Source organism: Sphingomonas sp. PP-CC-3A-396, assembly GCF_004343105.1.
GTDB lineage: Bacteria > Pseudomonadota > Alphaproteobacteria > Sphingomonadales > Sphingomonadaceae > Sphingomonas.
In genome coordinates this window covers 91,968-103,108 of the sequence record NZ_SLYF01000003.1, presented here as the reverse complement: position 1 = coordinate 103,108, position 11,141 = coordinate 91,968, and the positions used below count along the sequence as shown (strand labels likewise).

11 protein-coding genes are annotated in these 11,141 nt (G+C 65.0%); 3 read left to right on the top strand and 8 right to left on the bottom strand.

Features of this window, described 5'->3' with window-relative positions; translation table 11 throughout:
• Positions 1-146: 146 nt before the first annotated feature.
• From C8J40_RS06810 to aroQ, 7 genes are all read right to left on the bottom strand, one after another.
• Entirely contained in the window at positions 147-1,742 is a 1,596-nt protein-coding gene (locus C8J40_RS06810) for an isocitrate lyase (protein ID WP_132896363.1), read from the bottom strand.
• 296 nt (positions 1,743-2,038) lie between these two features.
• Positions 2,039-3,451 carry a type I glutamate--ammonia ligase gene (gene glnA, locus C8J40_RS06805; protein ID WP_056062965.1) on the bottom strand — a complete coding sequence of 471 codons (1,413 nt, stop codon included), beginning with the start codon at positions 3,449-3,451 and terminating at the stop codon, positions 2,039-2,041.
• A gap of 143 nt (positions 3,452-3,594) precedes the next feature.
• Complete coding sequence (locus tag C8J40_RS06800) at positions 3,595-3,933, bottom strand: P-II family nitrogen regulator (RefSeq protein ID WP_055875939.1); 339 nt, start codon at positions 3,931-3,933, stop codon at positions 3,595-3,597.
• A gap of 202 nt (positions 3,934-4,135) precedes the next feature.
• On the bottom strand, positions 4,136-4,471 hold the full coding sequence (locus C8J40_RS06795) for an arsenate reductase family protein (RefSeq protein ID WP_132896629.1): 336 nt from the start codon (positions 4,469-4,471) through the stop codon (positions 4,136-4,138).
• Between the two features lie 148 nt (positions 4,472-4,619).
• Complete coding sequence (gene accC, locus C8J40_RS06790) at positions 4,620-5,972, bottom strand: acetyl-CoA carboxylase biotin carboxylase subunit (RefSeq protein ID WP_132896362.1); 1,353 nt, start codon at positions 5,970-5,972, stop codon at positions 4,620-4,622.
• Positions 5,972-6,472: an acetyl-CoA carboxylase biotin carboxyl carrier protein gene (gene accB, locus C8J40_RS06785; RefSeq protein WP_132896361.1), complete on the bottom strand. Its 501-nt coding sequence runs from the start codon at positions 6,470-6,472 to the stop codon at positions 5,972-5,974. Before accB ends, accC begins: the two co-directional genes overlap by 1 nt.
• A 14-nt stretch (positions 6,473-6,486) precedes the next feature.
• A complete protein-coding gene (gene aroQ, locus C8J40_RS06780) occupies positions 6,487-6,939 on the bottom strand; it encodes a type II 3-dehydroquinate dehydratase (protein WP_207893365.1) in 453 nt (150 codons plus the stop codon).
• A gap of 141 nt (positions 6,940-7,080) precedes the next feature.
• Between aroQ and thiS the strand changes: the two genes are divergently transcribed.
• From thiS to C8J40_RS06765, 3 genes are all read left to right on the top strand, one after another.
• Positions 7,081-8,073: a sulfur carrier protein ThiS gene (gene thiS, locus C8J40_RS06775; protein WP_132896359.1), complete on the top strand. Its 993-nt coding sequence runs from the start codon at positions 7,081-7,083 to the stop codon at positions 8,071-8,073.
• 124 nt (positions 8,074-8,197) lie between these two features.
• Complete coding sequence (locus C8J40_RS06770) at positions 8,198-8,380, top strand: CsbD family protein (protein ID WP_056050734.1); 183 nt, start codon at positions 8,198-8,200, stop codon at positions 8,378-8,380.
• 295 nt (positions 8,381-8,675) lie between these two features.
• Complete coding sequence (locus tag C8J40_RS06765) at positions 8,676-9,329, top strand: HAD-IA family hydrolase (RefSeq protein ID WP_132896358.1); 654 nt, start codon at positions 8,676-8,678, stop codon at positions 9,327-9,329.
• Between the two features lie 118 nt (positions 9,330-9,447).
• Here the strand turns inward: C8J40_RS06765 and C8J40_RS06760 are convergent, their stop codons facing one another.
• Entirely contained in the window at positions 9,448-11,118 is a 1,671-nt protein-coding gene (locus C8J40_RS06760; RefSeq protein ID WP_132896357.1) for a formate--tetrahydrofolate ligase, read from the bottom strand.
• Between the last annotated feature and the right edge of the window lie 23 nt (positions 11,119-11,141).

The window sequence follows — 11,141 nt, the reverse complement described above, 5'->3', positions numbered from 1 at the left end:
GTGGGGGCGGGGCGGCGTAAACCCGAAAATGACAATTATTTCATGTAGGGATGAACCGCTGTCACTTATCTTCGATCAGTATGCGCCGTTGAACGGGGCTCACTCCGTCCGGAGTCGACGCCGGAGCCTGCGCTCCGGCGTCCAGATCAGGCGGCGAACTGGTTCATCGTGTTGTGCGCGCCGCCGGCCTTCAACGCCGCCTCGCCCGCGAAATACTCCTTGTGGTCGTCGCCGAGGTCGGAGCCGGACATGTTCTGGTGCTTCACGCAGGCGATCCCCTCGCGGATCTCCTTGCGCTGGACGCCCTTCACATAGCCGAGCATCCCGGCGTCGCCGAAATACTCCTTGGCGAGATTGTCGGTCGAGAGTGCCGCGGTGTGGTAGGTCGGCAGCGTGATGAGGTGGTGGAAAATGCCCGCGCGCTTGGCCGAATCCGCCTGGAAGGTACGGATGCGTTCGTCGGCTTCGTCGCCGAGCGCGGTGCCGTCATAGTCGACACTCATTAGGCGCGCGCGGTCGTAGGCGGAGACATCCTTGCCCTCTTCGGTCCAGGCGTCGAACACCTGCTGGCGGAAGTTCAACGTCCAGTTGAAGCTCGGCGAGTTGTTGTAGACGAGCTTCGCGTTCGGCACGACTTCGCGGATGCGGTCGACCATGCTGGCGATCTGCTCGATGTGCGGCTTCTCCGTTTCGATCCAGAGCAGGTCGGCGCCGTTTTGTAGCGACGCGATGCAATCCATGACGCAGCGATCCTCGCCGGTGCCGGCGCGGAACTGGAACAGGTTGGAGGGCAGGCGTTTCGGGCGGAGCAGCTTGCCGTCGCGGTTGAGGATGACGTCGCCGTTCTGCGCGGTCGCCGGGTCGATCTCCTCGCAGTCGAGGTAGGAGTTATACTGGTCGCCGAGGTCGCCCGCCTCCTTGCTGACCGCGATCTGCTTGGTGAGGCCCGCACCGAGCGAGTCGGTGCGGGTGACGATGATGCCGTCCTCGACGCCGAGTTCGAGGAACGCGTAGCGGCAGGCGCGAACCTTCGCCAAGAAGTCCTCGTGCGGCACGGTGACCTTGCCGTCCTGGTGGCCGCACTGCTTCTCGTCGCTGACCTGGTTCTCGATCTGAAGCGCGCAGGCGCCCGCCTCGATCATTTTCCGCGCGAGCAGGTACGTCGCTTCCGCATTGCCGAAACCTGCGTCGATGTCGGCGATGATCGGCACGACATGCGTCTGGTGGTTCTCGATCGCGTTGAGCAGGCGCTGTTCCTCGATCGCGTTGCCGGCAGCGCGGGCCGCGTCGACTTCGCGGAACATCATGCCGAGTTCGCGCGCGTCGGCCTGGCGGAGGAAGGTGTAGAGTTCCTCGATCAGCGCGGGGACGCTGGTCTTTTCGTGCATCGACTGGTCGGGCAGGGGGCCGAACTCGCTGCGCATCGCCGCGACCATCCAGCCCGAAAGGTAGAGATACCGGCGGTCGGTCGTGCCAAAATGCTTCTTGATGCTGATCATCTTCTGTTGCGCGATGAACCCGTGCCAGCAGCCTAGCGACTGCGTGTAGCTGGCGGGGTCGGCGTCATAGGCGGCCATGTCCTTGCGCATGATCGCGGCGGTGTAGCGGGCGATGTCGAGCCCGGTGGCGAAGCGGTTCTGGAGCCGCATCCGTGCGACCGATTCGGGTGATATCGCGTCCCAGGTGCCGTTCTGGTCGGCGATGAGGTTGGTGATCCGGGCGATGTGCGTCTGGTAGGTCACGGGCGATCCTCGCTGCTGCGTTGATCGTCGTGTAGGGTTGTTGACAGGGTTTTTGTTGGGAATGCGGTTGGGGATGAGGTGTGGATGTCACTGGCGGCGGACGCGCAATGTCGTTGTGTAAAGAAGATTACAGGATAGGATTGGCGGGCGCGATATGAAAAAGGGCGCCTGGATTGCTCCGGGCGCCCTTTCTCTATTTAGCGACGTGGCGAAGCCACGCCGTCGGTCGTTGCGCTTCGCGACGCCGGCCGACAGCGGATATCCGCTGCGCGGATCGGCGCGAGCGTAGTCGCGCCTTATCCGCTGTAATACATATCATACTCGACCGGGCTCGGCGTCATCTCCCAGCGGGCGACCTCGGCGTACTTGATCTCGACATAGCTCTCGATCTGATCCTTCGAGAACACGTCGCCCTTCAGCAGGAAGTCGTGATCCGCGAGCAGGCATTCGAGCGCCTCGCGGAGCGAACCCGCGACGGTCGGGACCTGCGCGAGCTCTGCCGGCGGCAGGTCGTACAGGTTCTTGTCCATCGCTTCGCCCGGATGGATCTTGTTGAGGATGCCGTCCATGCCGGCCATCATCAGCGCCGCATAAGCGAGATACGGGTTGGCCAGCGCGTCCGGGAAACGCACTTCGACGCGCTTCGCCTTGGGGCCGGTGCCGTACGGAATGCGGCACGATGCCGAGCGGTTGCGCGCCGAGTAGGCGAGCAGCACCGGTGCTTCGTAGCCGGGGACGAGGCGCTTGTAGCTATTGGTCGACGGGTTGGTGAACGCGTTGACCGCCTTGGCGTGCTTGATGATGCCGCCGATGAAATACAGGCACATGTCGCTCAGGCCCGCATAGCCGTTGCCGGCGAACAGCGGGGTCTTGCCTTCCCAGATCGAGAAATGCGTGTGCATCCCCGAACCGTTGTCCTCCTTGATCGGCTTCGGCATGAACGTCGCCGTCTTGCCGTACGCATGCGCGACCTGGTGGACGACATACTTGTAGATCTGCATGCGATCTGCGGTCTGCGTCAGCGTGCCGAAGGTCAGGCCCAGCTCATGCTGTGCGGCCGCAACCTCGTGGTGATGCTTGTCGCAGGGCAGGCCCATCTCGATCATCGTCGAGACCATCTCGCCGCGGATGTCGACGGCCGAATCGACCGGTGCGACCGGGAAATAGCCGCCCTTGGCGCGCGGACGGTGGCCGAGGTTGCCGCCTTCATATTCGCGCCCCGAATTGCCCGGCAACTCGATGTCGTCGATCTTGTAGTAGCTCGTCGAATAGCTGTTCTCGAAGCGGACGTCGTCGAACATGAAGAATTCGGCTTCGGGGCCGACATACACGGTGTCGCCGACGCCGGTGGTCAGCAGATACGCCTCGGCACGCTTGGCGGTCGAGCGCGGATCGCGCGCGTACAGCTCGCCGGTCGACGGATCGCTGATGTCGCAGATCAGGATCATCATCGGCGTCGCCGAGAACGGATCGACATAGACCGCATCGAGATCCGGCTTGAGCGTCATGTCGCTCTCGTTGATCGCCTTCCAGCCCTCGATCGACGAGCCGTCGAACATCAGGCCGTCGGTCAGCTCGTCTTCGCCGATCAGGCTCGCCACCATCGTCAGATGCTGCCACTTGCCCTTGGGATCGGTGAACCGCAGATCGACCCACTCGATCTCCTGGTCCTTGATCATATTGAGAACGTCGGAGGCCGAATTCGCCATGATGCTTGCCCTTCGTTTTGAGATATCCGCCGCCTCATGCGGGGAATCTAATTGCGGTATGGATTAAGATTTCCACACAATGTTGCGCTGCGTCAAATGACGATGTCGTCACCAGCCGTCAACGCCGTATGTGTGAAAGAAAACTAGATTGCGTCGTCGTCGCGCTCGCCGGTGCGGATGCGGAGCGCGCTCTCGACCGGGATGACGAAGATCTTGCCGTCGCCGATCCGGCCGGTCTGCGCGGCCGCGGCGATCGCCTCGACGACGCGTTGCGCGAGCCCGTCCTCGACGACGACCTCGAGCTTCACCTTCGGCAGGAAGTCGACGACATATTCCGCGCCGCGGTACAGCTCGGTGTGGCCCTTCTGCCGGCCGAAGCCCTTGGCCTCGGTCACGGTGATGCCGCTCACGCCGATCTCGTGCAGCGCTTCCTTCACCTCATCCAGCTTGAACGGCTTGATGATGGCTTCGATCTTTTTCACAGGTACGCCCCCGACTGTTGAAACCCTCGCCCTTTCGGGTGAGCTGTACGCCCTTGCGGGTCCAGTTTACGCCCTGAAGGGCGCCTTGCACCAAGCGTGCCAGCCGCAGCGCCCTTGGGCAACCGCGGAATATCGTTGATTTCACTGCCCAAAATTGCGGCACCTGGGCGGTGCGTGCGCAATCCAAGGGCAGGGGAGCCGATCACAGGATCTCGTGCAGCCGCGCGATAGGGCGGCCGAGCCGGACGCCCTTGTCGGTCTCGACCAGCGGGCGTTCGATCAGCAGCGGATCGATCATCATCGCGTCGAGGATCGCCTCGGCGTCGCCATGCTTGACTGCCTTGGCGCCGTCCTCGGCCATGCGGAGCCCCTGGCGCGGCGTCATGCCGGCGCGGTCGTAGAGACGGACGAGTTCCGCGCGAGAGGGTGGGTTCTTGAGGTATTCGACGATCGTGACGTCAGCACCGACCTCTTGCAGCAGCGCGAGCGCCTCGCGGGACTTCGAGCAACGCGGGTTGTGGTAGATCGTCGCCTTCACGAATGCTCCGTTATCATCTGGCACCCCGTCATCCCGCTCTACCTCCGTCATCCCAGCGAAAGCTGGGATCTCCCCGTTCGGGTCGCACCGCAAACCAAGCGGGAGATCCCAGCTTTTGCTGGGATGACGGGTGGGGGTGGGGCGGCCGTTAAGCCCCCTGCTTGGCGAGCCACTCTTCCAGCCACTTGATCGTGTACGCGCCTTCCTGGAACTCGGGATCGTCGAGCAGCGCACGGTGCAGCGGGATCGTCGTCGTCACCCCCTCGATCACCATCTCCTCGAGCGCACGCCGCAGTCGCCGCAGCGCACCCTGCCGAGTCGTCCCGTAAACGATCAGCTTGGCGATCATCGAGTCGTAGTAAGGCGGCACGCGATAGCCGGCATACAGCCCGCTATCGACGCGGACGTGCATCCCGCCCGGCGCGTGATACACCTTCACCAGCCCCGGCGATGGCGCGAACGTGCGCGGGTCCTCGGCGTTGATGCGGCATTCGATCGCGTGACCGCGGAACTGGACGTCTTCCTGACGGAGCGTCAACGGATGACCCTCGGCCACCCGGATCTGCTCGCGCACGAGGTCCAGCCCGGTGATCATCTCGGTCACCGGATGCTCGACCTGGAGCCGGGTGTTCATCTCGATGAAGTAGAATTCGCCCGCTTCCCACAGGAACTCGATCGTCCCCGCGCCGCGATAGCCCATGTCGGCCATCGCCTTGGCGACGATCCCGCCCATCCGCTCGCGCTCTTCGGCGGTGATGATCGGCGAGGGCGCTTCCTCCAGCACCTTCTGGTGGCGGCGCTGCAACGAGCAGTCGCGCTCGCCCAGGTGAATCGCGTTGCCGTTGCCGTCGCCGAAGATCTGGAATTCGATATGCCGCGGATTGCCGAGGTATTTTTCCATGTAAACGGTGGCGTCGCCGAACGCGGCCTTCGCCTCGCTGCCGGCCTGCTGCATCTGCGTTTCGAGATCGTCGGCATCGTTGACGACCTTCATCCCGCGACCACCGCCGCCCGATGCCGCCTTGATGATCACCGGATAGCCAATCGACTCGGCGATCGCCTTGGCCTCGGCGATGTCGCTGATCGCGCCGTCCGAACCGGGGACGAGCGGCAGCCCGAGTGCGCCCGCGGTGCGCTTGGCCTGGACCTTGTCGCCCATCGTCCGGATGTGCTCGGGCTTGGGGCCGACGAACAGGATGTTGTGGAGCTCGACGATCTCGGCGAACTGCGCGTTCTCGCTGAGGAAGCCGTAGCCCGGATGGATCGCGTCGGCGCCCGAGATTTCGGCCGCCGAGATGATGTTCGGGATGTTCAGATAGCTGTCGGTCGCGGACGGCGGTCCGATGCAGATCGCCTCGTCCGCCAGCCGGACGTGCATCGCGTCGGCGTCGGCGGTCGAGTGCACCGCGACCGTCTTGATACCCATCTCGTGGCAGGCACGATGGATCCGCAGCGCGATCTCGCCGCGATTCGCAATGAGCAGCTTCTTGATTTGCGGCATTATTCGACCACGACGAGGGGCTGGTCGAACTCGACCGGCTGGCCGTTCTCGACCAGGATCGCGGTCACGGTGCCGGCCGAAGGCGCGACGATCGTGTTCATGACCTTCATCGCCTCGATGATCAGCAGCGTGTCGCCCGCATTGACCTTCTGGCCGACGGTCGAGAACGGCTTCGCCTCGGGGTTGGCGGCGAGATAGACGGTGCCCACCATCGGCGACTTCACTGCGCTCGCGCTGATCGCCGGAGCGGACGCGCCGACCTCGGCCTGCGGGATCGACAGCGGTGCCGAGACAGGGGCCGGGGCGGGCGGCGCGTAATGCGCGACCGGTGCCGCCTGTGCGGCTTTGCGCGCGACGCGAATCCGGCGCGAGCCGTCCTCGACCTCGATCTCGGTCAGCTGCGTGGTGTCGAGCAGTTCGGCGAGCTGGCGCACCAGGGTCACGTCGACCTGCATTGCGCCTGTGCTGCTAAAGGGGGTGGTTTCTGGTGTATCGTTCATGGCGGGGCCTCCTGTCAGAACCGTGCGACGGCTTCAAGCGCGAGCAGATACGAAAGCGCGCCGAAACCCGCGATCGTGCCCTTCGCCGCTTGCCCGACCAGGCTCACATGCCTGAACGATTCACGGGTGTGGGGATTGGAAAGATGCACTTCGATCACCGGCGTCTTCACGCCCTTGATCGCGTCGTGCACCGCGACCGAGGTATGCGTGAACGCGCCGGCGTTGAGGATCACCGCCTTCGCACCGCGCGCCTGCGCTTCCTGGATCCAGTCGACGAGGTGGCCCTCGTGATTCGACTGGCGCATGTCGATCTCCAGGTCGAGCTCGCGGGCGCGGTCTTCCAGCATCCCGGCGATATCGTCGAGCGTCTCGTCGCCATAGATTTCCGGCTCGCGCGTTCCCAGCAGGTTGAGGTTGGGGCCGTTCAGGACGAACACTGTCGCAGTGACGGTATCTGGCAAGGGCAGCTCCTGGTTGCGGGGCCGGCAAACGACCCCCTATATGCGTCGTCCCACCCTTACCCGTTCGTGTCGAGCGAAGTCGAGACATGAGACCGGCAGCGGACGGGTGGTTTCTCGACTTCGCTCGAAACGAACGGAAAGTTTTGCATGCCCCACTCAGACGGCACCGTCTCCATTACCGTGAACGGCGAACACAAGCGCGTTTCTGCTGGCCTGAGCCTTGCAGGACTCGCGACCGAACTCGGGCTCGTACCCGAGAAGATCGCAGTCGAGCGCAACATGGAGGTCGTGCCGCGCTCGACCTTGGCGGACGTGATGGTCGAGGACGGCGACGACCTTGAGATCGTGCATTTCGTGGGCGGTGGCGACCATGAAGACAGCTGGACCGTCGCCGGCAAGACGTTCAAGTCGCGGCTGATCGTCGGCACCGGCAAGTACAAGGACTTCGCGCAGAACGCCGCCGCGGTCGAGGCGTCGGGCGCGGAGATCGTCACGGTCGCCGTCCGCCGCGTCAATGTGTCGGACCGCAACGCGCCGATGCTGACCGACTTCATCGACCCCAAGAAGATCACCTACCTTCCCAACACCGCCGGCTGCTTCGATGCCGAATCGGCGATTCGCACGCTGCGGCTGGCGCGCGAGGCGGGCGGCTGGGAACTGGTGAAGCTCGAAGTGCTCGGCGAGGCGAAGACGCTGTATCCCGACATGGTGGAGACGCTGCGCGCGACCGAAATCCTCGCCAACGAGGGCTTCAAGCCGATGGTCTATTGCGTCGACGATCCGATCGCCACCAAGCGGCTGGAGAACGCCGGCGCGGTCGCGATCATGCCGCTGGGTGCGCCGATCGGTTCGGGGCTCGGTATCCAGAACCGTGTGACGATCCGGCTGATCGTCGAGGGGGCGGGGGTGCCCGTGCTGGTCGACGCCGGCGTCGGCACCGCGTCCGATGCCGCGGTGGCAATGGAGCTTGGCTGCGACGGCGTGCTGATGAATACCGCGATCGCCGAGGCGAAGGACCCGCTGATGATGGCGGCGGCGATGAAGGCCGCGGTCGAATCGGGGCGGCTCGCCTATCGCGCCGGGCGCATGGGGCAGCGTCGCTATGCCGATCCGTCGAGTCCGCTGGCGGGGCTGATCTGACCCGCCCGATCGCAAACCGGGTCATGACGCAAACGTCACGGAACCCACGGTAAAGACGGCCGTTATACCTTAGCAAGTTCAAGCGGCCCGGTTGGCGGGTCCGCAAAAGCAAGTGGAGGCTCTGATGGGCGAGTTCACCGACAAGGTCGCAGCAGCAGGCAACAAGGTTGCAGGTAACGTCAAGGAAGCCGTCGGCAAGGCGACCGACAACGAGAAGCTGGTAGCCGAAGGCGAAGCGCAGCAGGCCAAGGGCACTGCGCAGAACGTCAAGGGCAGCGTCAAGGGCGCACTCGGCGACGACATCTAAGCTTCGGCTTGGTGTGAGAATACAGGCCGCTTCGGGAAACCGGGGCGGCCTTTTCTTTGTGCAGTCAATTGAGGCTGCTGCCGCCATCAGAACTGCCACCACCCCGGCGAAGGCCGGGGTCCAATTAGGGGACGGTTCTGATTAAGGGCGGCGCGCCGTTACCTCGGACATGCCAATTGGGCCCCGGCCTTCGCCGGGGTTGTGCCTTTGCCAAGTTGGTGCCTTCGCCGGGTGGTGCAGAGAGCCGAACCAAACCGCCTTGCCCAACCCGCCAACCTCCCCCACGAGCACCCGCATGACCCTCCCCACTCGCACCTACGCCGCCTTCCTGTTCGACATGGACGGCACGATCCTCACCTCGATCGCGTCCGCCGAGCGCACCTGGACCAAATGGGCGATCGCCCACGGCCTCGACGCCGCGACGTTCGTGCCGACGATCCACGGCGTGCAATCGGTTGAGACCGTTCGCCGCCTGAAACTCCCCGGCGTCGACCCGGTCGCCGAAGCCGCCGCGATCACTGCCGCCGAGATGGAGGATGTCGACGATATCGAGCCGATCGCCGGGGCTGCTGCGTTCCTGGCCAGCCTGCCGCCCGAGCGCTGGACGATCGTCACCTCGGCACCGCGGGCGTTGGCCGAAGTCCGGTTGAAGGCTGCCGGCCTGCCGATGCCTGCCACCATGATCGCAGCCGACGACATCCCCAACGGCAAACCCGCACCGGACTGCTTCCTCGTCGCGGCCGAACAGCTCGGCGTTGCGGCGGGCGATTGCCTCGTGTTCGAGGATGCGGCCGCAGGGATCGCGGCGGGTGAAGCGGCGGGGGCGGATGTTCTCGTCATTACGGCCACGCACTCGCATGGTGTCGCGACGCCGCATCCGACGGTGGTCAATTATGTAGGGTTGTCGGTCGCGGTCGGGCCGGACGGTCTGGTCGTCACGCGAGACTGACGCCCCGCCCGCCGTCATCCTGACGAAAGTCAGGATCCAGAGCCACGAAGCGCACCGACGGTTACCCTGGATCCTGACTTTCGTCAGGATGACGGAGGTGAGGGTATCATCTGGGGCCTTAGAAAAGCCCCTCGATCAGCCCTTCGGCGTTCAGGTGGATCGCCTCCGCCGCTGGCACGCGCGGCAGGCCCGGCATCGTCATGATCTCGCCGCAGATCGCGACGACGAACCCCGCACCCGCGGCGAGGCGGACTTCGCGGACCGGAACAATGTGGCCGGTTGGGGCGCCCAGCAGCGCCGGGTCGGTCGAGAAGCTGTACTGGGTCTTGGCAAGGCACACGGGCAAGTGGCCGTAGCCCGCATCCTCCCAGCGCTTGAGTTGCGCCAGTACGCTCGGCTCAGCCACCGCATGCTCCGCGCGATAAATGCGCCGTGCGACGGTGTCGATCTTGTCGAACAGCGACAGTTCGTCGCCATAGATCGGCGCGAACCCGCCGCCATGCGTCTCGCAGATCTCGGCGACCGCATCGGCCAGTTCGACTGCGCCCGCACCGCCGTCGGCCCAATGCCGACAGAGGATCGCGCGGGAGCCGTGCTGGGCTGCAGCCTCGACGATCGCGGCGATCTCCGCGTCGCTGTCGGTGTAGAAATGGTTGATCGCGACGATCGCGGGGACGCCGAACTGGCGGATGTTCTCGATGTGGCGGACGAGGTTGACCGCGCCCTTGCGGACCGCCTCGACATTCTCGTGCGCCAAGTCTGCCTTCGCGACGCCGCCATTCATCTTCAGCGCGCGCGCAGTCGCGACGATCACGACCGCGTCGGGGGCGAGACCCGCCTGGCGGCACTTGATGTCGAAGAACTTTTCTGCGCCCAGGTCCGCGCCGAAGCCGGCTTCGGTGACGACGTAATCACCCAAGGACAATGCCGCGCGCGTGGCGATCACCGAGTTGCAGCCATGCGCGATGTTGGCGAACGGGCCACCGTGGAGGAACGCGGGGGTCCCCTCCAGCGACTGGACGAGATTGGGTTTGATCGCCTCGGCCAGCAGCACCGCCATCGCGCCGTCAGCCTTCAGGTCGCGCGCGGTGATCGGCTTGCGGTCGCGGGTATAGGCGACGACGATATCGCCGAGCCGGCGTTCCATGTCGGCGAGGTCATCGGCGAGGCACAGGATCGCCATCACTTCGGACGCGACGGTGATGTCGAAGCCCGATTCGCGCGGATAGCCGTTGGCGACGCCGCCGATCGACTGGACGATGTCGCGCAATGCGCGGTCGTTCATGTCGAGGACGCGGCGCCAGACCACGCGGCGGACGTCGATCTGGAGCGCGTTGCCCCAGTGGATGTGGTTGTCGATCATCGCCGCGAGCAGGTTGTGCGCCGCGGTGATGGCGTGAAAATCGCCGGTGAAGTGGAGGTTGATGTCCTCCATCGGCGCGACCTGCGCGCGGCCGCCACCGGTGGCGCCGCCCTTGGTGCCGAAGCACGGCCCGAGCGAGGGTTCGCGGAGCGCGAGAACCGCTTTGCGCCCGGTGTGGCGCAGCGCGTCAGCGAGACCGATTGAGGTCGTCGTCTTGCCTTCGCCGGCCGGGGTCGGGTTGATCGCCGTGACGAGGATCAGCCGGCCCTTGGCGCCCGACTTCCGCGTTTCGAGCCAGTCGAGCGCGATCTTTGCCTTGAAGCGGCCGTAAGGCTCTATCGCCGCGTCGGGGATGCCGAGGCCGTCCGCGATGGTGGCGATGGGGCGCAGCGCGACGCTGCGGGCGATGGCGATATCGGTATCCATGCGGATCGGCCTAGCGAGGGTCG

Bases quoted from the DNA above. Each gene is read 5' to 3' on its own strand.
- glnA (WP_056062965.1), bottom strand. From the start codon at position 3,451: ATGGCGAATTCGGCCTCCGACGTTCTCAATATGATCAAGGACCAGGAG.
- accC (WP_132896362.1), bottom strand. From the start codon at position 5,972: ATGCCGCAAATCAAGAAGCTGCTCATTGCGAATCGCGGCGAGATCGCG.
- accB (WP_132896361.1), bottom strand. From the start codon at position 6,472: ATGAACGATACACCAGAAACCACCCCCTTTAGCAGCACAGGCGCAATG.
- thiS (WP_132896359.1), top strand. From the start codon at position 7,081: ATGCCCCACTCAGACGGCACCGTCTCCATTACCGTGAACGGCGAACAC.
- C8J40_RS06770 (WP_056050734.1), top strand. From the start codon at position 8,198: ATGGGCGAGTTCACCGACAAGGTCGCAGCAGCAGGCAACAAGGTTGCA.
- C8J40_RS06765 (WP_132896358.1), top strand. From the start codon at position 8,676: ATGACCCTCCCCACTCGCACCTACGCCGCCTTCCTGTTCGACATGGAC.
- C8J40_RS06760 (WP_132896357.1), bottom strand. From the start codon at position 11,118: ATGGATACCGATATCGCCATCGCCCGCAGCGTCGCGCTGCGCCCCATC.